21 protein-coding genes and 1 tRNA gene are annotated in these 22,468 nt (G+C 61.5%); 14 read left to right on the top strand and 8 right to left on the bottom strand.

Annotation, left to right across the window (positions count from 1 at the left end; translation table 11 throughout):
* The first annotated feature begins 45 nt into the window (after window positions 1-45).
* From uvrB to OW493_RS06700, 6 genes are all read left to right on the top strand, one after another.
* Window positions 46-2,073 carry an excinuclease ABC subunit UvrB gene (uvrB, locus tag OW493_RS06725; protein ID WP_289863671.1) on the top strand — a complete coding sequence of 676 codons (2,028 nt, stop codon included), beginning with the start codon at window positions 46-48 and terminating at the stop codon, window positions 2,071-2,073.
* A 650-nt stretch (window positions 2,074-2,723) separates the two neighbouring features.
* On the top strand, window positions 2,724-3,827 hold the full coding sequence (locus OW493_RS06720) for a branched-chain amino acid ABC transporter substrate-binding protein (RefSeq protein ID WP_289863670.1): 1,104 nt from the start codon (window positions 2,724-2,726) through the stop codon (window positions 3,825-3,827).
* 230 nt (window positions 3,828-4,057) lie between these two features.
* Entirely contained in the window at window positions 4,058-4,978 is a 921-nt protein-coding gene (gene livH, locus OW493_RS06715; protein WP_043336883.1) for a high-affinity branched-chain amino acid ABC transporter permease LivH, read from the top strand.
* Entirely contained in the window at window positions 4,978-6,303 is a 1,326-nt protein-coding gene (gene livM / locus OW493_RS06710; RefSeq protein ID WP_084208549.1) for a high-affinity branched-chain amino acid ABC transporter permease LivM, read from the top strand. Before livH ends, livM begins: the two co-directional genes overlap by 1 nt.
* Window positions 6,304-6,385: 82 nt before the next feature.
* Window positions 6,386-7,141: a high-affinity branched-chain amino acid ABC transporter ATP-binding protein LivG gene (gene livG / locus OW493_RS06705; protein WP_084209691.1), complete on the top strand. Its 756-nt coding sequence runs from the start codon at window positions 6,386-6,388 to the stop codon at window positions 7,139-7,141.
* Between the two features lie 74 nt (window positions 7,142-7,215).
* A complete protein-coding gene (locus tag OW493_RS06700; protein WP_084209692.1) occupies window positions 7,216-7,917 on the top strand; it encodes an ABC transporter ATP-binding protein in 702 nt (233 codons plus the stop codon).
* Window positions 7,918-8,071: 154 nt separating this feature from the next.
* Here OW493_RS06700 and OW493_RS06695 read toward each other — a convergent pair whose 3' ends face one another.
* Window positions 8,072-8,428: a hypothetical protein gene (locus OW493_RS06695; protein WP_176494016.1), complete on the bottom strand. Its 357-nt coding sequence runs from the start codon at window positions 8,426-8,428 to the stop codon at window positions 8,072-8,074.
* 207 nt (window positions 8,429-8,635) lie between these two features.
* Window positions 8,636-9,559, bottom strand: coding sequence for an N-acetylmuramoyl-L-alanine amidase (locus tag OW493_RS06690; protein WP_289863669.1), 924 nt, complete (start codon window positions 9,557-9,559; stop codon window positions 8,636-8,638).
* Window positions 9,560-9,860: 301 nt separating this feature from the next.
* Here OW493_RS06690 and OW493_RS06685 point away from each other — a divergent pair, with 301 nt between their 5' ends.
* The 4 genes from OW493_RS06685 (at window position 9,861) to OW493_RS06670 (ending at window position 15,129) form a co-directional block, all read left to right on the top strand.
* Window positions 9,861-11,366: a fumarate hydratase gene (locus tag OW493_RS06685; protein ID WP_077375915.1), complete on the top strand. Its 1,506-nt coding sequence runs from the start codon at window positions 9,861-9,863 to the stop codon at window positions 11,364-11,366.
* A gap of 171 nt (window positions 11,367-11,537) precedes the next feature.
* A complete protein-coding gene (cls, locus tag OW493_RS06680; protein WP_077375918.1) occupies window positions 11,538-12,965 on the top strand; it encodes a cardiolipin synthase in 1,428 nt (475 codons plus the stop codon).
* Window positions 12,966-13,178: 213 nt separating this feature from the next.
* Window positions 13,179-14,429, top strand: coding sequence for an S-methyl-5-thioribose kinase (gene mtnK, locus OW493_RS06675; protein WP_289863668.1), 1,251 nt, complete (start codon window positions 13,179-13,181; stop codon window positions 14,427-14,429).
* 160 nt (window positions 14,430-14,589) lie between these two features.
* Window positions 14,590-15,129 (top strand): YaeQ family protein, encoded by a 540-nt coding sequence (locus OW493_RS06670; RefSeq protein WP_289863666.1) that lies wholly within the window; start codon window positions 14,590-14,592, stop codon window positions 15,127-15,129.
* Between the two features lie 206 nt (window positions 15,130-15,335).
* On the opposite strand, the gene OW493_RS06665 is transcribed toward OW493_RS06670, so the two are convergent.
* Together OW493_RS06665 and OW493_RS06660 are read right to left on the bottom strand one after the other, a co-directional pair.
* Window positions 15,336-16,439, bottom strand: coding sequence for a GGDEF domain-containing protein (locus tag OW493_RS06665; protein WP_127735216.1), 1,104 nt, complete (start codon window positions 16,437-16,439; stop codon window positions 15,336-15,338).
* Window positions 16,440-16,759: 320 nt separating this feature from the next.
* Entirely contained in the window at window positions 16,760-17,035 is a 276-nt protein-coding gene (locus OW493_RS06660; protein ID WP_084208554.1) for a hypothetical protein, read from the bottom strand.
* A 211-nt stretch (window positions 17,036-17,246) separates the two neighbouring features.
* On the opposite strand from OW493_RS06660, the gene OW493_RS06655 reads away from it, so the two are divergent.
* The 3 genes from OW493_RS06655 to OW493_RS06645 all read left to right on the top strand — a co-directional run bounded on the left by OW493_RS06655 (window position 17,247) and on the right by OW493_RS06645 (window position 18,984).
* Window positions 17,247-17,323 (top strand) — tRNA-Pro (locus tag OW493_RS06655).
* A 586-nt stretch (window positions 17,324-17,909) separates the two neighbouring features.
* On the top strand, window positions 17,910-18,299 hold the full coding sequence (locus OW493_RS06650; RefSeq protein ID WP_289863665.1) for a DUF1090 family protein: 390 nt from the start codon (window positions 17,910-17,912) through the stop codon (window positions 18,297-18,299).
* A gap of 349 nt (window positions 18,300-18,648) precedes the next feature.
* Entirely contained in the window at window positions 18,649-18,984 is a 336-nt protein-coding gene (locus tag OW493_RS06645) for a hypothetical protein (protein WP_084208556.1), read from the top strand.
* Window positions 18,985-19,085: 101 nt separating this feature from the next.
* Here OW493_RS06645 and OW493_RS06640 read toward each other — a convergent pair whose 3' ends face one another.
* The 4 genes from OW493_RS06640 to arfB all read right to left on the bottom strand — a co-directional run bounded on the left by OW493_RS06640 (window position 19,086) and on the right by arfB (window position 21,080).
* Window positions 19,086-19,394: a hypothetical protein gene (locus tag OW493_RS06640; RefSeq protein WP_289863664.1), complete on the bottom strand. Its 309-nt coding sequence runs from the start codon at window positions 19,392-19,394 to the stop codon at window positions 19,086-19,088.
* A gap of 83 nt (window positions 19,395-19,477) precedes the next feature.
* Complete coding sequence (locus OW493_RS06635) at window positions 19,478-19,780, bottom strand: winged helix-turn-helix domain-containing protein (RefSeq protein ID WP_077375943.1); 303 nt, start codon at window positions 19,778-19,780, stop codon at window positions 19,478-19,480.
* A 73-nt stretch (window positions 19,781-19,853) separates the two neighbouring features.
* Window positions 19,854-20,561 (bottom strand): SIMPL domain-containing protein, encoded by a 708-nt coding sequence (locus tag OW493_RS06630; RefSeq protein WP_289863663.1) that lies wholly within the window; start codon window positions 20,559-20,561, stop codon window positions 19,854-19,856.
* 105 nt (window positions 20,562-20,666) lie between these two features.
* Window positions 20,667-21,080, bottom strand: a complete 414-nt coding sequence (gene arfB, locus OW493_RS06625; RefSeq protein ID WP_289863662.1) for an alternative ribosome rescue aminoacyl-tRNA hydrolase ArfB — start codon at window positions 21,078-21,080, stop codon at window positions 20,667-20,669.
* Window positions 21,081-21,507: 427 nt separating this feature from the next.
* Here arfB and OW493_RS06620 point away from each other — a divergent pair, with 427 nt between their 5' ends.
* Window positions 21,508-22,428, top strand: coding sequence for a LysR family transcriptional regulator (locus OW493_RS06620; RefSeq protein ID WP_289863661.1), 921 nt, complete (start codon window positions 21,508-21,510; stop codon window positions 22,426-22,428).
* Window positions 22,429-22,468: the final 40 nt, after the last annotated feature.

Below are 22,468 nucleotides of genomic sequence, written 5' to 3'. Positions count from 1 at the left end.
CCACCGTCAGTTGAAGAGCGGCATGACCGCCACCATTGAGAGCGCATGAGCAAACCATTTCGCATCAATTCCAAGTTCAAGCCAGCCGGTGATCAACCGGCTGCCATCGAGAAGCTGATCACTGGCCTGAAAGCGGGTCTTGCGCATCAGACGCTTCTCGGTGTGACCGGCTCGGGCAAGACGTTCACCGTCGCCAACATCGTGGAGCGTCTGCAGCGCCCCGCGATCGTGATGGCGCCCAACAAGACGTTGGCAGCCCAGCTCTATGGCGAGTTCAAGTCGTTCTTCCCTGACAACGCCGTCGAGTACTTCGTCTCCTATTACGATTATTACCAGCCCGAAGCCTATGTCGCGTCCTCGGATACCTTCATCGAGAAGGACGCCTCGATCAACGACCACATCGAGCAGATGCGCCTGTCAGCGACCAAGGCGCTGCTGGAGCGGCGCGATGCGATCATCGTGGTCTCCGTCTCGGCGATCTACGGCCTGGGTGACCCGGATCAGTACCTGAAGATGCGTCTGCACTTCAATCGTGGTGAGCAGATCGACCAACGCGGTTTCCTCAGGCGCCTGGCGGAGCTGCAGTACACCCGCAACGACATGGATTTCCGGCGCGGTACCTATCGCGTGCGCGGCGACGTGATCGACATCTTCCCGGCGGACTCCGAGGAGCAGGCCGTGCGTGTCGAGCTGTTCGATGACGAGATCGACTCCATCCGCCTGTTCGATCCGCTGACTGGCGAAGTGGCCGAGTCGGTGCCGCGCATGACCATCTACCCCAAGAGCCACTACGTGACGCCGCGCGAGACCATCGTCGCCGCGGTCGATCACATCAAGGAAGAGCTGGTCGAGCGCCTCGATTACCTGCGCAAGCACGACAAGCTGGTCGAGGCGCAGCGTCTGGAGCAGCGTACCCTCTACGACATCGAGATGATGATGGAACTGGGCTACTGCAACGGCATCGAGAACTACTCGCGCTATCTGTCCGGGCGTGATCCCGGCAATGCGCCGCCGACCTTCTTCGATTACCTGCCCAAGGACGCGCTGGTCTTCATCGACGAGTCCCACGTCAGCGTGCCTCAGGTCGGCGGGATGTATCGCGGAGACCGTTCACGCAAGGAGACGCTGGTCGAATACGGCTTCCGTCTGCCGTCGGCGCTGGACAATCGCCCGATGAAATTCGAGGAGTGGGAGAGCATCCTGCCGCAGACCGTCTTCGTCTCGGCGACGCCCGGTACCTATGAAGAAGAGCATGCCGGGCAGGTGGTGGAGCAGGTCGTCCGTCCCACGGGGCTGCTTGATCCGGTCATCGAGGTGCGCTCTGCCTCGACCCAGGTCGATGACGTGCTTTCCGAGATCAAGGCGCGCACCGAGGTCGGTGAGCGCGTTCTGATCACCACGCTGACCAAGCGCATGGCGGAAGACCTGACCGAGTACCTGGGAGAGCACGATGTTCGGGTGCGCTATCTGCACTCGGATATCGACACCGTCGAGCGCGTCGAGATCATCCGGGATCTGCGTCTTGGCAAGTTTGATGTGCTGGTCGGCATCAACCTGCTGCGTGAGGGCCTTGATATCCCGGAAGTCTCGCTGGTGGCGATTCTGGATTCCGACAAGGAGGGCTTTTTGCGCTCCGAGCGCTCCCTGATCCAGACCATCGGCCGTGCGGCACGCAACGCCAACGGCAAGGCCATTCTGTATGGCGATCGCATCACCGATTCCATGCAGCGTGCGATAGCCGAGACGGAGCGCCGCCGTGAGAAGCAGATGGCCTTCAATGAAGAGCACGGCATCACGCCGCGTACCATCACCAAATCGGTGGCGGATATCATGGAAGGTGCCCAGGCACCGGGACGCAAGAGCAGTCGTCGCAAGGGCAACGAGCGACAGGTGGCGGAAGAGACGCCGGACTATGCGGCTCTGGCGGCTCAAGGCCCTCAGGCACTCGAGAAGGAAATCAGCCGACTGGAAGATGCCATGTTCGCGGCGGCCAAGAATCTCGAATTCGAGGAAGCCGGTCGACTGCGCGATCAGATCAATGACGTGCGCAACCGCCTGCTCGCGCTGGGCTGACGCTACTCTCCATCCCCCAGCATTCGCGTTGCTAAAGGCATGACCCTGCGCGCCCGACGATGTCACCCATCGTCGGGCGCGTGGCGTTCAGGGCTGGCGGGTATCTGACGGGGAGGTGCCATCAACAGGTTATCCCGTTATCTTGTCTATTGCGTCGCAGATCATCATATTGCAGCTCAGTGCATGGCTCAGGGGCAACCGGTTGCCTCGGGAGGGCGGCAGGATTGCTTTTCCTACAACCTTGGGCGTAGCCGGGGTGGGTGCAGCAATGCGACCTGATGGTGCAAGTGAAGAGGGAATTCCTGTCAACTGCGTCTTCACATACGCCAATGACTGGCTTTCATCGTCAATGCCAACGATTGTCTGGCCAGAATGGAAAGCGCAGTCTTTTTCGCTATTGGTAGGGCCTTGGCCTGCATTCATGAGCGCTCAAACGGTCGCTTTACATGCGTATTCGCTGCTGCCAATAATGCTTTCAAGGCATTCCTGGCGTCGCGAGTCGCCTGCCTGATGGCTGGCGGCGGCGGACAAGGTCAGCGAATGACAGCGATTGTCGCCAGTCCTTTTCGGGCGGCGCAATGCTGCCGCAAGGCACCCGTCAGGTCTGCCCGGCCGTAGTACAACAATAATCGGGAACAGGAATTCTCATCATGATGCGCAGGTCTCTTCTCGCTCTCGGTATCGCCGCGGCGATGTCCACCCAGGCTCAGGCAGATATCACCATCGCCATGGCAGGCCCGGTCACGGGGCCGGTCGCCCAGTACGGTGACATGCAGTTCATCGGTGCCGAGATGGCCATCGAGCGGATCAATGCCGCCGGCGGCGTCGACGGCGAGATGCTCAAGGGCGTCAAATACGACGACGCCTGTGATCCCAAGCAGGCGGTGGCGGTGGCCAACCAGATCGTCAATGACGGCCTCCAGTACGTGATCGGCCACCTGTGCTCCAGCGCGACGCAACCGGCCTCGGACATCTACGCCGAGGAAGGCGTGATGATGATCACGGCGGCGTCCACCAGTCCGACCATCACCGAGCAGGGCTATGAGCTGGTCTTCCGCACCATCGGCCTGGACTCGCTGCAGGGGCCGGTTGCGGGGCGCTATATCGCCGAGACGATCAAGCCCAAGCACATGGCCGTGATCCACGACAAGCAGCAGTACGGGGAGGGTATCGCCACCGGCGTGCGCGATACCGTCAAGGAAGCGGGTATCGATGTGGTGCTGTTCGAGGGCATCACGGCGGGTGACAAGGATTTCTCGGCGCTGATCTCCAAGCTCAAGAAGGAGAACGTCGACTTCGTCTACTACGGCGGCTATCACCCGGAACTGGGCCTCTTGCTGCGTCAGTCGCGTGAACTGGGCTTCGACGCGCCCTTCATGGGGCCGGAAGGGGTCGGGAATCCGGACATTTCCAAGATTGCCGGCCAGGCCTCGGAAGGTCTGTACGTGACACTGCCGCCGGCCTTCGAGAATGACCCGAAGAACGCGGATCTGGTCGCGGCCTTCAAGGACAAGGAGCAGGACCCTTCCGGTCCGTTCGTCATGCCCGCCTACACCGCAGTGGAGCTGATCGCCGATGGCATCAAGGGCGCCGATTCCACCGACCCCTATGATGTCGCCGAATATCTCAAGGCCAACAGCTTCGACACGCCCATCGGCAAGGTCGAATACGATGAGAAGGGCGATCTGAAGGACTTCAACTTCGTCGTCTACAACTGGCACGCCGACGGTACCAAGAGCGAAGCGGCACATTGATCAGCGGCTGATATCAGCACTCGCTGCGGTCTCGTGACCTGTCATGAGGCTCGGCGGATCAATGCCGACACGCTGTCCCGTCATGCCGCGTGGCATGGCGGGCCTCTCCGTTCGGTCGAGTTCATGGCGATGCAACATCGCCGTGCCTTCCCGTCGTCGTCGCGCATGCGGCATTTCCCTGACAGTCTCCGGCCACAAGCCGAACACTGTCGCGGCCAAGGGTCGTTTCAATGGAAGACATCCTCTACTTCCTGCAGCAGGTCATCAATGGCCTGACCATCGGCAGTACCTATGCCTTGATCGCCATCGGCTACACGATGGTCTACGGCATCATCGGCATGATCAATTTCGCCCACGGCGAGATCTACATGATCGGCACCTACGTGACCTTCATCGTCATCGCGGCGCTGGGCATGCTGGGCATCGCCAACCCCTTCTTTCTGATGGCGGCCGCCTTGCTGGTGGCGGTGCTGGTGTCCTGTGCCTACGGTTTCGCCGTGGAGCGGGTGGCCTATCGCCCGGTGCGAGGCTCCAAGCGTCTGATCGCGCTGATCTCGGCGATCGGCATGTCGATCTTCCTGCAGAACTACATGCGTCTGGCCCAGGGCTCGCGGGACATGGCGATCTCCAGCCTGATCCCGGGCGGCTGGGAGTTCGGGCTGGAAAGCTTCGCGGTCAATCTGTCCTACATGCAGGTGATCATCTTCAGCGTCACGCTGGTGTGCATGCTGCTGCTGTCATCGTTCATCTCGCGCTCGCGCCTGGGGCGTGCCTGTCGTGCCTGCTCCCAGGATGCCGGCATGGCGCGTCTGCTGGGCATCAATACCGACATGATCATCTCGATGACCTTCGTGATCGGGGCGGCGCTTGCCGCCGTGGCGGGACTGCTGCTCGGCATGTACTACGGCGTGGTCAATCCCTACATCGGCTTCCTGGCCGGGCTCAAGGCGTTCACGGCGGCGGTGCTGGGCGGTATCGGCAGTATCCCCGGCGCGATGCTGGGTGGCCTGCTGCTGGGCGTCGCGGAGGCGCTGACCGGCGGCTATCTGTCCACGGAATACAAGGACGTGGTGGCCTTCGGACTGCTGATCCTGATTCTGCTGTTCCGTCCCTCCGGGATTCTCGGCAAGCCCGAAGTGGAGAAGATCTGATGCCCAAGCTTGCGAAACAGACTCTGAAGACAGCGGGCACCTCGCCCGCCGAGACGATTCCGCCACAGCCCTCCTATCGTCGTCCCTGGTGGTCGGCACTTGCGGCCGCCGTGTTGACTCTCGTGCTGGGTGGCTCGGTACTGGGGGTTCAGCTCGAGTCCACCGGTATCACCACCACGGTACGCTTGATGGGCATGGACACCTGGGGCTGGTTGCTGGCCGCGTCACTGGCCGTCTTCCTGCACCAGCTGGTGCGGCCACAGATCGAGGAATGGCGTGCGCGTACCCGCAAGCCATCACGTTTCCGCGTCCCCGACGTGATGAGCGGTCAGAAGCGTCAGCTGTGGATCATGCTGGCCATCGGTGCGCTGCTGATCTTCCCGTTTCTGTCCAACCGCTCGGCGGTGGATCTCGCGACCCTGACGCTGATCTACATCATGCTGGGCCTGGGGCTCAACGTGGTGGTGGGTCTCGCGGGACTGCTGGATCTCGGTTACGTGGGCTTCTATGCCGTCGGCGCCTACACCTACGCACTGCTCAACAGCTATCTGGGCTTCAGTTTCTGGGAAGCGCTGCCCATCGCGGGGTTGATGACAGCGCTGTTCGGCTATCTGCTCGGCTTCCCCGTGCTGCGGCTGCGGGGTGACTACCTGGCCATCGTGACGCTGGGCTTCGGCGAGATCATCCGTATCCTGCTCAACAACTGGACGGAGCTGACCGGCGGCCCGAATGGCATCGCGCGCATTCCCAAGCCGACCTTGTTCAATCTCGAGTTCTCGCGGCGAGCCGATGAGGGCAACATCGCCTTCCATGAGTTCTTCGGCATCGACTACGACCCGGCCTTCAAGGTGATCTATCTGTACCTGCTGGCCTTGATCCTGGTGCTGATCACGCTGTTCGTGATCTATCGGCTGCTGCGCATGCCCATCGGGCGGGCGTGGGAGGCGCTGCGCGAGGATGACATCGCCTGCCGTTCACTGGGCATGAATCCCACCGGCATCAAGCTCTCGGCCTTCACGATCGGGGCGAGTTTCGCGGGCTTCGCCGGTGCCTTCTTCGCCGCGCGTCAGGGCTTCATCAGTCCCGAGTCCTTCACCTTCATCGAGTCGGCGATCATTCTCGCCATCGTGGTGCTGGGCGGAATGGGCTCCCAGCTGGGCGTCATCCTGGCGGCGATCGCCATGACGCTGTTGCCGGAGCTGGCCCGTGAGTTCAATGAATATCGCATGTTGCTGTTCGGGCTGATGATGGTGCTGATGATGGTGTGGCGTCCTCAAGGCCTGGTGCCGCTCAAACGACCGCAGATGGAGCTCGACCGTGGCTGACGCACATGACAAGCAAGCATTCGACAATGAGGCGCCAGCCGCTTCCTCACACCGCCAAGCACGCGCCGAGGGCGGGGCACCGCTGCTGGACGTACGTGATCTCACCATGCAGTTCGGTGGCCTCAAGGCCGTGGACGGCGTGACGCTTCAGGTACATCCGGGCGAGGTGGTATCGGTCATCGGGCCGAATGGCGCGGGCAAGACCACCGTCTTCAACTGCATTTCCGGCTTCTATCAGCCCACCGGCGGCGAGGTGTATTTCCAGAATCGCGCCATGCATCGCCTGCCGGGGTACCGGATCGCCCAGGCTGGCATGGTACGCACCTTCCAGAACGTGCGGCTGTTCAAGGAGATGACGGTCATCGAGAACCTGCTGGTGGCGCAGCACATGCACGCCGAACGCAATCTCCTCAAGGGCCTGTTCAAGACGCCGGGCTATCGTCGCAGTGAAAAGGCGCTGATGCAGCATGCCGGTGACTGGCTGGAGCGTGTCGGTCTGCTCGAATTCGCCAATCGCGAGGCCGGCAATCTGGCCTATGGGCAGCAGCGGCGACTCGAGATCGCGCGATGCATGGTGGCCAGGCCACGGCTGCTGATGCTGGATGAGCCGGCGGCTGGCCTCAACCCCAACGAGACCCGGGATCTCGATGACCTGATCGTCAGCCTGACCCGCGATGAGGGCATCTCGGTGCTGTTGATCGAACACGACATGAGTCTGGTGATGGGCATCTCGGATCACATCTACGTGGTCAATCAGGGTCAGCCGCTGGCGGATGGCTGCCCGGATGACATTCGACGCAACGATGCCGTGATCAAGGCCTATCTGGGGGAGGAATGAGCATGAGTGAGCATGTTGATGCAGTCATGCCAGAGACCGTGCCTGCCAGCGAGGCACTTGCGCCGCGGGATGCCATGCTGGCGCTCGAGCATCTGACGACACATTACGGGCCGGTGCAGGCACTCAATGATGTCTCGCTGGCCGTGGGGCAGGGCGAGATCGTGACGTTGATCGGTGCCAACGGCGCCGGCAAGACGACGCTTTTGATGTCGATCTGTGGCGATCCGCGTCCGACCAGCGGGCGGGTGTGGTTCGAGGGCGAGGAGATCACCGGCACACCCACGGCGCGCGTGATGCGCGGTGGGCTGTCGGTGGTGCCGGAAGGTCGCCGCATCTTCACCGGCATGACGGTGGAGGAGAATCTCGCCATGGGCGGCTATTACCAGAGCAAGGAGGAGAACGAACGCAGCATCGAGCATGTGCTGGGGCTCTTCCCGCGCCTCAAGGAGCGCTTCCATCAGCGCGGCGGCACCATGTCCGGTGGCGAGCAGCAGATGCTGGCCATCGGGCGTGCCCTGATGAGTCGGCCGCGGCTGTTGTTGCTGGATGAGCCTTCGCTGGGGCTGGCACCCATCGTGATCGGGCAGATCTTCGAGATCGTCGAGCAGCTGCGTGAGCAGGGCACCACCATCTTCCTGGTGGAGCAGAATGCGCATCGCGCCCTGTCGATCGCCGATCGCGGCTATGTGCTGGAACACGGACGTGTCGTGCTGGCGGACAGCGGCAAGGCGCTGCTGGCCAATGACGAGGTCCGCCGCGCCTATCTTGGCGGCTGAGAGGTCTGGCACGTGATTCGCTGTCGCGTCTCACCGGAGGAAGGCAATGCAACAGAACGCGCCCCTGTCACTGAACCCTCGGTGGCAGGGGCGCTTTCTTGAGGACGCGATGCAGGGTGCGAGCCAGGGGGCGGGTAAAAGTGGCGTGAATGGCTTACGCCGAGAGAGGTGTCACGAATTCTTCCGGAGCATAGGCGACGCCGTCATGGATACGATAATGATCGGTAGGGCCGGAGACCTGGCAATTGCTGACGCAGGCCTGGCTGGCCGGAAGCTGGCGCAACGGATAGCGCACGCCGGATTGACACAGTTCCAGCATCTTCTTGAGCGCGCTGCGCTCACAGAAGCCGCACAGGCATTCAAGGGCATTGTCGAGACAGTCTTCCTCGCTCATGCCTGCCCCATAGATGCGCTTGTCATCACAGACGACGAACCCGAGCGCTCCGGGGAGAGGGGTGGTGGGCATGTCGTCTGCCGTATCGGGTACTGCACTGAGAATGTTATCGGCCATGATGAACCTCATCGTGATGGGGGTTCCGGCGTCTCCTCGCCAGTCGCAAGCGTGTGGATCCATGACCCTCTCTGGTCATGTCTGTACCCAGAGTAGACGGCCGTTGGCAAAGTGCCATGCAACACCGCTCCAGGTGTCAGGGAAGTGTCGATGCTGCGGCAGCAATGTGACAGATGAATGACGATTGGATGACGGAAATTCACGAGTTCACCGAGCCTGACAGGGCGTCGATTGGCGATAGCGCATGTTGAGGGCCAGCAGGATCGCGGCGCTTTCCGCATCAAACTGGCCACTGATGGCCCCGGGGCGAAAGTGCGCCTGGAACGCGGCGATCGCCATCCAGGGCCGCTCGGCCTCCACTGGATAGCCATAGTGGGCGAGCGCCGCGATCAAGGTCTTCTCCGCGGGCAGTCCATCGCTGGCCATCTGTTGTCGAAAGCAGCTGACGTCGGCATCCCGTGGCCAGGCCCCGATGCCGGCTTCATGCAGACGGCGCCAGGGGAAGCGCGGGCCGGGGTCGGTCTTACGGTCCGGGGCGATGTCGGAGTGTCCGACGACATCCACTGCCTTGATGTCATGGCGGTGCACAATGGGGGAGGCCAGCGCGATCAAGGCCGCGATCTGCTGCTCGTTCCAGGCCGCGAAGTGGCGATCAGGGGACCAGCGCCTTGCCACGCCGGAAGCTCGGGTCTCCGTCTGCCCGGGTGCCAGGGGCGTGAGCGCCTCGGGCCCGGCATTGACCATCTCGATGCCGATGGAGGTGTCGTTGAGGTGGCCGCGTTCACCCCACTGGCTGATGCCGGCGTGCCAGGCGCGGCGGTTCTCTGACACCAGCGGGTAGACACGGGGAAGCGCTTCGCCATCTGCAGGTGCCGAGAGCAGGTAATGCGCGCTGACGTCAGCGCCGGTGAGGCTGATCAGAGAGCCTGTGAGATCATCATCGGTGTAATGCAGTACCAGATGGCGCACGCGAGAATTGCTTTGACTCTCGGTGCTGGCCTCCATCCGCTGATAGCTCCCCGAGGCCTCGTCAGTGTCCGACCGGGAATGCTGCATGCAGCCCGACAGCAGCGTCAGCGAGGCTATCGTCAAGTAGGTGAGAGGGCGAAACGCGTTGAAGCCTGATGTCATGAGTCGCTCGCGAGGGGAAGTGGCAGTGAAGAGGTGGCAGTGAATCGGGGGTCATCGCGCGGGGCATGATGGCAGTCTCCACGCCCGACATTTCTGCTGGATGAGCTGGGATGTCCTGACATGCGGGTTGCAGGATTCGCTCTGCCGCCGCGTGCTCGCTTGAGGTATAATCCCGGCCACCTGACCCGGCGCCCGCCCCATGGTGGCGCGATTTCTGTCCCTGACAACAGTAATCGGCCTGACGCCCTGGGCGCCAGTGTGCCTGCCTTTTCCATCGCTTGCCCTTGAGGAGCCGATCCTGATGACCGTGATCCGCCAGGATGACCTGATCCAGAGCGTCGCCGACGCGCTGCAGTACATCTCCTACTACCATCCGAAGGACTTCATCGACGCCATGAACGCGGCGTACGAGCGTGAAGAGAATCCGGCCGCCAAGGATGCCATCGCGCAGATTCTGATCAACTCCCGGATGTGTGCCCTGGGTCATCGTCCCATCTGTCAGGACACCGGTATCGTCACCGTTTTCGTCCATGTCGGCATGAACGTGCGTTTCGAGGCCGAGATGAGCCTGGATGACATGGTCAACGAAGGCGTCCGCCGCGCCTATCTGCTGCCGGACAACGTGCTGCGCGCCTCCGTGCTGGCAGACCCGGACGGCAAGCGTGCCAACACCAAGGACAACACGCCGGCCATCATCCACCACAAGCTGGTGCCGGGGGATACCGTCGAGATCCACGTCGCGGCCAAGGGCGGCGGCAGCGAAGCCAAGTCCAAGTTCGCGATGCTCAACCCCTCCGACTCCGTGGTCGACTGGGTGCTGGAACAGATTCCGAAGATGGGCGCTGGCTGGTGTCCGCCCGGCATGCTGGGCATCGGCATCGGCGGTACCGCCGAGAAGGCGATGCAGCTGGCCAAGGAATCCCTGCTCGAGCCGATCGATATCCAGGAACTGCAGAAGCGTGGTGCCTCCAACCGCGCCGAAGAGATCCGTCTCGAGCTGTTCGAGAAGGTCAACGCGACGGGTGTCGGCGCACAGGGCCTCGGCGGTCTGACCACCGTGCTCGACATCAAGGTCATGGATTACCCGACCCACGCGGCCAATAAGCCGGTGGCGATCATCCCGAACTGCGCGGCGACCCGTCACGTGCACTTCACCCTGGATGGCAGCGGCGCGGCAGAGCTGCCGGCACCGAAGCTCGAGGACTGGCCGGAAATCACCCGTGAAGCGGGCGACAGCGTCAAGCGCGTCAACCTCGACACCGTGACGCCCGAGGAAGTGCAGAGCTGGCAGCCGGGCGACACCCTGCTGCTCAACGGCAAGCTGCTGACCGGCCGTGATGCGGCCCACAAGCGCATGACCGAGATGCTGGCACGTGGTGAGCAGCTGCCGGTGGATCTGAAAGGTCGCTTCATCTACTACGTCGGCCCGGTCGATCCGATCCGTGACGAAGTCGTCGGTCCGGCTGGCCCGACCACCGCGACCCGCATGGACAAGTTCACGCGTACGCTGCTGGAAGAGACCGGCCTGTTGGGCATGGTCGGCAAGGCCGAGCGTGGCCCGACCGCGATCGACGCCATCCGTGACAACAAGTCCAGCTACCTGATGGCGGTCGGCGGCGCCGCCTACCTGGTCGCCCAGGCGATCAAGAAGTCCCGCGTGCTGGCGTTTGAAGACCTGGGGATGGAAGCGATCTACGAATTCGAGGTCGAGGACATGCCGGTCACCGTGGCGGTCGATAGTGCAGGTGTCTCCGTGCACCAGACCGGCCCGGCCAAGTGGAAGGAAATCATCGCCAGCCGCGCCTGAAGGCCGTCTGCGTGATGTGCACGTCATGTCCGTGAGAACATGAGCCAGGAACCCCGCCCGTGTCATGACATCGGCGGGGTTCTGCGCATCTGGACTCTGCTACGCCGAGGCATCGTTGCCAGCGCAGCTGTGGCATAATCTGGCGACCCTGACGCCTGCAATGGAGCTGCAATGACCGCCTGGTTACTTGGCTTTCTGCTGTTGAGCAGTCACATTCTGGGTGCGATGACCGCCGTCATGGCCCTGATGTCCAGTCGTACCTCACAGGGTGCGATTGCCTGGATTCTGTGTCTGCTGACCTTCCCCTACGTCGCCCTGCCGCTTTACTGGGTATTCGGGCGTCCCCGTTTCTATGGCTATGTCAGTGCTCGCGAGGAGCGTGACTCGACGATGCGACGCGTCTTGATGCGTTTTCGTCCCAAGCTCTCCCCCTGGCTCTCGCGTCCGCTGGGCGGCAACCCCACGCACCTGGATGCCATCGAACGTCTGGCGATGATGCCGGTGACCACCGGCAATCGCGCCAAGCTGTTGATCAATGGCGAGGAGACGTTCGATGCCCTGTTCGCGGCCATCAAGGCGGCCGAGGATTACATCCTCATCCAGTTCTTCATCGTGCGGAATGATGAGCTCGGTGTACGGCTCAAGCAGGCTCTGATGAAGCGTGCCGAACGTGGCGTGCGGGTCTGTTTCCTGTATGACGAGATCGGCTCGCGCAAGCTGCCGGATGGGTACCTCAATGATCTGCTGGAATCCGGCTGCGAGGTGAGTGCCTTCAACTCTTCGCGGGGCTGGCGGCACCGCTTCCAGATCAACTTCCGCAATCACCGCAAGATCACCGTCATCGACGGCCGAGTGGGCTTTGTCGGCGGGCTGAATGTGGGCAATGAGTATCTGGGCCATTCCGAACGCTACGGCGCCTGGCGCGATACTCACCTCAAGCTGGAAGGACCCAGCGTGATGGGGCTGCAGGAGGCCTTCTGGGAGGACTGGCACTGGGCGACTGGCGAGGTGCTGTCGCTGGAGTGGGAGCCGCGCATCAGCTGTGAAGAATGTCAGCACGTGGTGATCGTGCCTTCCGGCCCGGCGGACCGTCGCGAGACGGCCAGTCTGCTGGTTCAGCAGGCCATCCACTCCTCGGTCAGCCGCATCTGGATCACCAGCCCCTATTTCGTGCCGGACCAGGGCGTGCAGGATGCCTTGAAGCTGGCAGCGCTGAGAGGCGTGGATGTGCGGGTGATGATCCCCGAACGTCCCGATCATCTGTTGGTGTTCCTGTCGGCCTTCTCGTTCCTCTCCGACATGATTCGCTCGGGCGTGCGCGTCTTCCGCTATCAGCCGGGCTTTCTGCATCAGAAGGTGATGTTGATGGATAGCCACACGGCGACCATCGGGACGGTCAACCTCGACAATCGTTCCTTCCGTCTGAACTTCGAGGTCACCGCCTTCGTGCCGGATCACCAGTTCGCGGCAGAGGTGGAGGCCATGCTCGAAGAGGACTTCCGTCATTGTCGCGAGATCAGCTGCGAGGAGCTGGAGGCGCGGCCCATGTGGCGCAAGCTGGTGTCGCGGGCGGCCTATCTGCTGGCCCCGATCCAGTGACCCCGCGCACTGCATGAACCTGCCGCCTGCCGAGTTGAACGAAACTCACTCGGCAGGTCTTGTCATTCGTGGCCATTGCAGGCATCTTCTCGCTATAACTGATCGCCTGTTTATTTCTTTTTGGAATAAACTGAGAGCCTGGATGCTCCTCTCGCCATGCATTGGAGAGGGCATTCAGGACGGCGGCTTCATGATTCCGCGCTGAGACCTGCCATGACCGTTCAAGACCCTCACGCCAGCCAGGCACCTTCCATCGAGTATCAATTCCGGGATGACGCCGATGTCATTGCCTTCGCACGCCAGCATGTCGGCGATCAGTTGCCTGCCTTCACTATGGCCAGTGAGCTTCAGGTCGAGGAGATCGGCGATGGCAACATCAACTATGTCTATCGCGTCTGCACGCCGGACCGCTCAACCTCGGTGATCGTCAAGCAGGGACTGCCCTGGGTGCGCATCATCGGCGAAAGCTGGCCGCTGTCGCTGGTGCGGGTGCGCATCGAGGCCGAGACGCTGCAGTTCGAGGCCGATTGCGCGCCTGAACTGGTGCCGGCGCTCTATCACTTCGAGGAAGCCCGCTCGGCGATCGTGATGGAAGATATCGGCGATCACCGCAATCTGCGACACGCCTTCCTGGAGCGTGCGTCACTGCCGCAGCTGGGTCAGCAGATGGGACATTTTCTGGCCACGACGCTCTATCGCAGCAGTGATCTGGCACTCGATGCCCACGACAAGAAGGCGCGCGTCGCACGCTTCACCAATCCCGATCAATGCAAGATCACCGAAGACCTGTTCTTCGTGGACCCTTTCTGCGATCACGAGCGCAACAGCATCAATCCGGCGCTGCGCAGCGATGCCGAAGCCCTGTGGCAGGACGCGGCACTCAAAGTGGAAGTGGCGGAGCTCAAGCATCGCTTCCTGTCCACACCCGAGGCGCTGCTGCATGGCGACCTGCATGCGGGATCGATCTTCGTGCGTGAAGACAGCACCAAGGTCATCGACCCGGAATTCGGCTTCTTCGGTCCGGCGGGCTTCGATATCGGCAGCTGGCTGGCGGCGCTGTGGCTGGCAGCCTGCGCGCATACCGAACTCGAGGGTGAGGAGGGCGACAGGCGTGACTACGTGGCGCAGCTGCGCGCCCAGGCGGTCGCCAGCTGGGAAAGCTTCGCTCGTGAGTATCGTGAGCAGGCCGCCCACACGCCGGATGCCAGCTTTGCGGCACCCGGGGTGGCGGAACGATTGCTGAGCCGTATCCTGCGTGATGCGTTGGGTTATGCGGGCTGTGAGTTGATTCGCCGCTCCATCGGGCTTGCGCACGTGCTGGAGCTTGAGTCGATCAACGATGGTGCCGTGCGGGCGCGTGCCGAGCGCCGTGCCCTGGCACTCGGGCGTGAGCTCATCCTTGCGCGTGAGTCGCTGGAAGACCTCGCGGCGGCGGATGGCGTGGTCGCGCGTCTGCTGGGGTGAGGCATGCGGCGTCAGGGCTTTGACGCTCGTCGCAAGCGTTGCGGCGCCGGCTAGGGTAGACTCTGCGCTTTCATCGCCACGCAGTCAGGCTTGTCCTGGCTGCGTGGGTCGCTGGCGGGAGATGTCCTGCCGAGCATCCGCTTTTCAATAAGAGACTTTCATGGCCCTGTCTTCCACGCCTTACAAGGTTGATCTCTCGCTGACCGACCTTGATCGTGGTGTCTACGAGACCCTGCGTTTTACCGTTGCCCGTCACCCCTCTGAAACCGAGCTGCGTCTGTGTGTTCGCCTGTTGGGCCATGCGCTGTGGTACAGCGAGAACATCGCATTCGGGCGTGGTCTGTCGGACGTCGATGAACCGGCGCTGTGGGAGAAGAGTCTGGATGGCCGCGTGCTGCACTGGATCGAGGTGGGCCAGCCGGATGCCGAGCGCCTGACCTGGTGTTCGCGGCGCACCGAGCGCACCTCGCTGCTCGCCTACGGTAGCCTGCGCGTCTGGAAAACCAAGGTGGTGCCGGCAGTGGCTGGACTGTCCAATCTGAGCATTGCCGCGGTTCCTGAGGGCGCACTGGACGCCATCACCGAATCCCTGCCACGCAACATCAAGTGGATCATGATGATCTCCGAGGGCACCATCTTCATCACCGATGACAATGGTCAGCACGAGATCAATCTGGAGTGGCTGAAAGGGGAGCGCTGAGCGACATGCCGTTCGCGGCACTGGCTGACTGCCCCTGAACCTTCAGGTCAGATACCACGAGGCGGCCCCCGCAAATCTTGATTTGCGGGGGCCGCCTCGTAGAGGGCGGATCGTAGAGGGCGGATCGTAGGGGGCGAATCGTAGGGGGTGAATCGTGGCGGACGGCTCGCAACGCAGGCAAGTCTGATTGCCGGATAGGCCTGGCCTCACACCATGCTGATGTCGTGATCGACGATGAGTTGATCACGGCCGCTGGCCTTGGCGTGGTAGAGCGCCTCGTCGCTGCGTTGCACCCAGCTGCTGAGGGTATCCGGATGGCGCCGTTCACTGACCCCGGTACTGAAGCGGATCACGCCGTGGGCCAGGGGAGACGCCTCACAGCTTTCACGCAACTGGCGATCGAATTCTCGGGCCACGGCAAGATTGCCCGGCAGCAGGATCATGAATTCCTCTCCCCCATAACGCCCGGCCTTGCCTGAGTATTCTCGGCTCAACGTCTGGATGTGCATCGAGAAGTGCGCCAGGACCTGGTCGCCGTAGGGGTGGCCGTGGGCATCATTGATCTGCTTGAAGTGGTCCAGATCACAGATCAGCAGACAGCTGATGTCGCGTCCGCTGAGGTGGTGTTCGGCGTGTTCATGGATGGTGCGGTGATTGTAGAGTCCGGTCAGACTGTCCAGTCGGCTCAGGCGTTCAAGCTTCTTTGCATAGGCGCGAGCCAGATCACGCTCCTCTCGAATGCGCTTGGCGTAACCGGCGATCACGAGGCTCAGTAGTCCGAACGCCAGGGTATAGCTGACCCCCATGTCCAGGCTGCGCATCGCGGTACTCGCGTAGGAGGAGACCAGTTGCGGGTTGGCCATCTCCCCCCACAGCAGAATCCAGGGCATCAGCATCAGGCCGCTGATGATGACGCCACGACGCAGACGGTCCGGCGGGAGAACCCCCAGCACGTAAGCGGCGGCCATGAGATAGAACAGCAGCGTCGGGCCCGAGGCGCCGTGATTAAAGACCCAGTTGCCCGGCAGCATCACGAAGGTCACCAGGGTGCAGAACAGCCAGGACATGCGGCTGAACTCCCCGTGGAAACGTGAGCGATACCACATCACCATGACCATCAGACTGATGACGGCAAGCGCCACGCTGTACGCGGGGACCGTCAGCTCCATCAGATAGTTGAAGACAGCGGAAAACAGGCCGATCAGGACAGCGGATACCAGAAACCCGTGGTGCAGAATCTGTCGTGCGGAGCCATTCTCGCCAACCAACCAGCGCCAGCTGGTGCCTACCATTTTTGCAAGACGAGTCATGGTACCTCGACGGTCATTGGGCCAGTCGGATGCTTCAGGCATCGGCTGATGATGAAGGCTCATGTGACGTTGGTCGTTGTTCAGTGTCAGCCTACTCGAGGAAAGCCGTTTCCGGTTTCACTGTGCCCCAACGTTTCTCGCCTGTGCGGGCGGGCGTGACTCACCATCGCCTCAGGGGCCGCCTGTCCTCGATGACAGGCGGCAGGGCAGCAGTGGCCCGGCGACAGGCTCGGCTTTCATGAGATAGTCCTCATGCTGTCTGGACGATACTGCCAATGGGGGGCCGATGCATCTTTTCTCGTGTGGCTGCCTGTCCGAGGCTATTTCCACGGCGTGTAGCGATAGCTGTCCGGGTCCGAGGGGTCAGGCTTGTCCGATTCGGTGAGTGCCACGAGGGTGTTGCCGTCATCATCTTCTTCCACTTTCGTGACAGTGACGGGGAAGTTGGGTGACAGGGCGTCCAGTGCCGGCCAGTCCCCTTTCTGTATCGTGTTGCCCGTTTGCGGCGTGCTACTGGCACTGACCTTGATCGGGTCGCCGCTGACGGTTTGCCCGTTCTTCAGGTGCGTCGTGAGAGTGAAATGAACGTTCGCCATGTCATCCTTCCTATCAAGTGGTACTGATGGGGTCATGACTAGAACATGGTTCGTCCCATGGGAGAATTCAATCTTTTCCGGAGCGCCACGGGTTGCGAGTCACGCGCTTGCGCGACGAATGGCAAGAAATGTTCATATCGGGCTTTTCTTTTTGAGATCAATGCGGTACATTACGTCTCGTCTTGAGGGGGAAGCCTTTCAAGGACGAAGTCGGGACGTGGCGCAGCTTGGTAGCGCGCTGCAATGGGGTTGCAGAGGTCGCAGGTTCGAATCCTGTCGTCCCGACCAGAATTGAAGGGGTTCAGAAGACTTTCATTCGCTTGAAAGCCTCTGAATTCCGAACGATGATCCCTATATGATCCCAGTTCATTCGGTCATCGTTGCAAAGAAGCCAGCTCATTGAGCTGGCTTCTTTGCGTTCTTTCAGAGCGCTGGCAGCGCTCATGGTCTGTTGTCCTTTCTCGAGCGCTATCCTTCTGCTCTCGTCCTCTCGTCCTCTCGTCCTCTCGTCCTCTCGTCCTCTCGTCCTCTCGTCCTCTCGTCCTCTCGTCCTCTCGTCCTCTCGTCCTGCCGTTCTACTTTATCGTCATGATTTCGTCCTTGCTCACTTGCTGACGATCTTTCGCTCGACCCTCTGCTGGTTCAAGGGGCTATCGGTTCGCGGGCATGGATGCCGGTTTCCAGGTTCTGTGGTTTCCAGGTTCTGTGGTTTCCAGGTTCTCTGGTTTCCAGGTGCAATGGCTGGCTGTCAGTGAACTCGTGACAGTGCTTCTCGCTTGTCTTCTATTAGCGATTACGGTACTGGTGGGTCGAGACCCCCCCCACCCAGGAAAAGATCATGTCCAGAGACGCTACCCTCGGCCGAGCTATCGCATTGCCATTGATTGCCATGGGGCTGAGTGCCTTGGCATCTTCCGTGTCCGCGGCCTCTCCAGAACTCGTGACTGGTTGTCAGGACAAGGCAGATTCGATCAAGCAGGAGCTCGAGGATGCCAATGCGCAGGGAAATGCCCATAAGGTGGAAGGCTTGAAGAAAGCGCTCGCGGCTGTGGAAAATGGCTGTGATGAATCCACCTTGCACAAGGAAAGAGAGCAGAAGATCCGCGAAAGGGAGGAGGAGGTCGGGGAGCGTCGACAGGAGCTGGAAGACGCCTTGTCGGATGGTGACAAGGACAAGATAGAGAAGAAAGAGAAGAAATTGACGGAAGCCCAGAAAGCGCTGAGCGAGGCGAGAGGTGAATTGGCTGTCGATGGAAGTCTTTGATCGTTTTCATAAGAGAGACATAAGAGAGACATGAGCCGGTTTGACGTCCTCGTCCGCCAGTGTCCCGACCAGAGTCCAGATAGAGGCCAGCCGAGAGTTCGGTTGGCCTCTTCTTTTGTCGCGGGATGAAAGGACATGAGCATCTGATACGGTGAGCGAGAGTGAGTCAGGGCTTGCATACGGTCGTGTTATATCATTTCAACATATTGATATTGCTGAGTTATTGCGCTTATTGATCAAGATCAAGAAAGGCTCGATCTGCGAGGCCTGGTCATGCTCGCATGGCTTTCTTGATGCTGTGAGTATTAGATTTCTAGTATATACTGGCTTGCCTTCAAGGGAGGTGAGAATGAAAACGGTTAACATTTACATGGAGAGTCGGTTCAACCCGGAGCGTTCCATCCTCAAGGAAAGTCTGGGGGATGGCTACGTGGCAAGGACCTGTGCGGCGCAAGCCCCCAACTTCCTGTTCGAGGTGCATCAGGGACAGGACTTCGTGCTGGGGATAGAGGTCGCGGGGGCACGCAGTGCCGAATTCCTGTCGATCATCACGGAGGATTACGTCTATCAGCATCCCAGCATCGAGCCGAAGACGCTGGCGGAGTATCTCAAGAGTCGTGCGCAGCACCCGATCCGACGCAGGAAGCGTCAGGTCGAGGTATCCCCAGTGGCGTACTCTGGCTGAGAGTGCGTGCCTCAGACGTGTACATGGGAATTGCGGTACAGGCAGGATGACTCGATGCCGGGGCAGCGGTATCGAGGCGGGGCTGACACAGCCGTTCCGGCTCAGGCAGAGCGCCTGCGCCAATGTCTTGCAGTCTGCACCAGTGTCGCGCAGATCACGCATGACACCAGCGGCAGGGCCACGTCCAGGCTGGAGTCCCAGTTCCAGTGGTACAGCAGGCCATGATCCCAGGCCACTGCCTTGGGGCCACCCCCCTTGTACTCGTGCTGGGCAATTTCCCGGCCCAGAAAGATGGCGACCGCAATGGCGCCAGACGACCACAGCGTGAAGACTGGCCAGAGCATCAGCTGGATGATCACGGCGATGACGGCGTGCTCGAGAGCGCTTGTCCAGATGTCCGCCGTCAACATGTCTCAACTCCCTCCAGAATGACCCTGCCATATCGTGCAGACGCCCAGCGTCAGCAGTGCATCGAATCGCGCGTGGCGATCAATCACGCGTAGCCCAGCACTCGTTGCAGTCGTGCGGCGTTGTCGGCGACCCATTGGGCATTGATTGGCCCCCAGTCCCGAATCACGTAGTGACCGATGTTGTGACGTTGACCTTCCGCATGCTGGAATTCACAGACAATCTCGAGTTCGGCAAGTGCCGAGATGGTGTCCTGGGCGGTGCGCCTCGGCATGCCGGTGGCCTCGATGATGTCCGGCACGCTGGCGATCTCGTGGGCGATGAGATGCGCCACGAACAGGCGACGATAGAAGCTGGTCTGGGTCTTGCTGAGAACGGTGTCGGACATGCAGGCTCCGCTGGCGAGGAAATCATGAAAGGCGATAAGGAGCGGCGGGGGCGATCGCCCGCCCGCCGGGAGGTCAGTGACTGAGCGTGTAGTCGATGGTGGTGACGACCCTGACCTGCTTGATATCGGGGGTATAGCTGTCGAGATCCGAGATCGAGAAGTAGCCCTGGCTTGCATGCTTGATATGCCCCACCTGACTGCCGGAATCCTCGGCGAACTGTTGCGCGGCACGTCGTGCATCCGCGGTGGCGGCCGCGATCATCTCCGGCTTGAGAGCGGCAAGCCCCGTGAACAGGAATTCGGTGCGGTAGGCATAGTCCGCCGACAGCAGAATGCCGTCACGCACCAGCTCGCCGGTACGGGAGGCGCTCTGCTTGACGAGGTCCACCTCGGGCGAGCGCACCAGTACCGTGGCCTCGGCGCGGTAGCGCTCGTCAGGGCGCTGGGCGTTGTAGCTGTTGGCATGCAGGTCGGTTACCTGCGGTGACGTCATGCTGATCTGCTCGGACGGGAAGCCGCGAGCGGTGAGAAAGTCGCGAATCTTGCGTTCATCATCAGCCAGCGCCTCGTGCAGGTCGGACAGGTGGTTGGCATTGACGCTGAAATGCAGTGGCCAGAGAGCCAGGTCTGCCTTGACGTCGCGCTCCGCCAGGCCCTTGACCGTCACCACCCGGTTGGACGCCTCCCAGACCTGTGCCGCTTCCTTGAGATAGCTGCCACTCCAGACCATCCCCACGGCCAGCAGGCCGCCCAATACCAGTGAGCTTGCGAGAGTGCGCATGTCACATCTTCCTTGAGAGGTGGAAGGCCCGTTGCCGAGCCTGTCTGATCAAGCCCCGGGCCTGCCGATCAGCGCTGAGTGTGTCGATCCGCCGTGGGCGCCGGATCAGTCCTGGACCTTGCCGCGCATCGCCTTGATCTTGCCCTTGCGAGTCTTGCTGTCGACCCGCCGCCGTTTGGCGCCCTTGCTGGGGCGAGTGGCGCGGCGTGCCTTCTGTACCTTGACGGCATCGAGGATCAGCGCCTTGAGGCGTGCCAGAGCATCTTCGTTGTTGAGTTCAAGGGTACGGTGGCTCTGGGCCTTGATGATGATGATGCCGTCCTTGCTGATGCGTTGATCCGACAACTGCATCAGGCGTTCCTTGTAGAACGAGGGCAGGGTGGAGCGTTGCACGTCAAACCGCAGGTGGACGGCTGACGCCACCTTGTTGACGTTCTGGCCGCCATTGCCCTGAGCACGAATCTGGGTGAGGTCGATTTCCCAATCCGCCAGTGTCACCGAACTGGAGATGGTCAACATGGCATATCTCCTTGTCGTGGGGAGCCGCATCGAATCTGTCGCGGTCGTGGGGTCATGTTACCGCAATCAACGTCGGGCTTCAGAATCGCCCGAGAGTCGGCCGGCAGAGTCAGCCGAGAGGGGAATATCCTCGTCTGGCACAATCTGGTTGCGAAGATATCACGGCAGGCGACACTCACTCCGCCTTCTCGGGCATGTATCTGGTACGCTGTTGCGTAGTGAGGCAGGAGTCGCTGACCGCCGGGCGGCTGATAGCCGGCCTCTGCATCCACGTGAGTCTTTCTCGTGTCAAGCGCTCTTCTCGAGCGTGCTTCCCAGTCCCCGCGACGTCAAGGCATCGGGCCGTGGCCCTCGAGACGTTCCTCCGTAGGGTCATGGACATGCGGGATGTCTGGCCTCAGTTCAATCTCTTGCGCAGCGTTCACTCATGGATATTCCGCATCAACGCCTCGTCTATTTTCAGGTCACCATTGAAGCGGGGTCGATCCGGCAGGCCGCCGCTCGTCTGGATATCGCGCCGTCAGCGGTCAGTCGCCAGATCGGATTGCTGGAAGAGGCGATGGCCGCCACGCTCATCGAGCGAACCCGTGATGGCGTACAGCCGACACGAGTGGGCGAGATGCTGCTGGACTACATTCAGCAGCGCGAACAGTTGGATCAAAGCTTCGGTGAGCGTCTGGATGCCTACCAGCGGCTGGAAACCGGCGAGATTCGCCTGATCATCGGCGAAGGCTTCGTGGGCGATCTCGTCAACATCCCCCTGCGCGCCTTCCGGTCCCAGTACCCGGGGATCACCCTCAAGGTCAATACCGGCAGCATGCAGAGCATCATCGACCGTGTGGTCGAGGATGAGGCGGATATCGGCCTGATGTACCACGAACGCGTGCACCCTCAATTGCGCTTCTGGCATTCAAGCCCACAACCGCTGGTGGCGATGATGTCCCCGGAGCATCCGCTGGCGGCGGTGAAGCATGCGCTGACCCTGGAAGAGGTGGCAGCGCATCCCATGGCGTTGTGGGGCCCCACCCATGGAGTGCGTCAGCTGATGGATGACGGCTTTCGTGATGCGGGCGTACGTCCCCACATGGTGATGCAGACCAATTCCATGGAGGTGCTCAAGCAGGCCGCACGCTCGGAGTTGTGCATCACGCTGCTGCCGGCCTTCGCGGCTGCGCGAGAGCTGGAGGAGGGCGTATTGATCGCTCGTGATGTGGAATGCAATGCCTTTCGCCAGGCACGCGCCCACATCATCACGCGGATCGGACGGCGCATGCCACGGGCCAGTCTGCAACTTCTGCGCCACCTGGAGCGCTGGATCACGGCCTTCAGTGGCCCCCGTCAGGAGTAGGCCTGTCGGGGGCGAAGACAAGACGCGTCAGCCCGCGATG

Source organism: Cobetia sp. 14N.309.X.WAT.E.A4 (genome assembly GCF_030397495.1).
Classification (GTDB): Bacteria; Pseudomonadota; Gammaproteobacteria; order Pseudomonadales; family Halomonadaceae; genus Cobetia; species Cobetia marina.
Note: the sequence above shows the minus strand (reverse complement) of the source record. Positions and strands in the feature narration are given on the sequence as shown.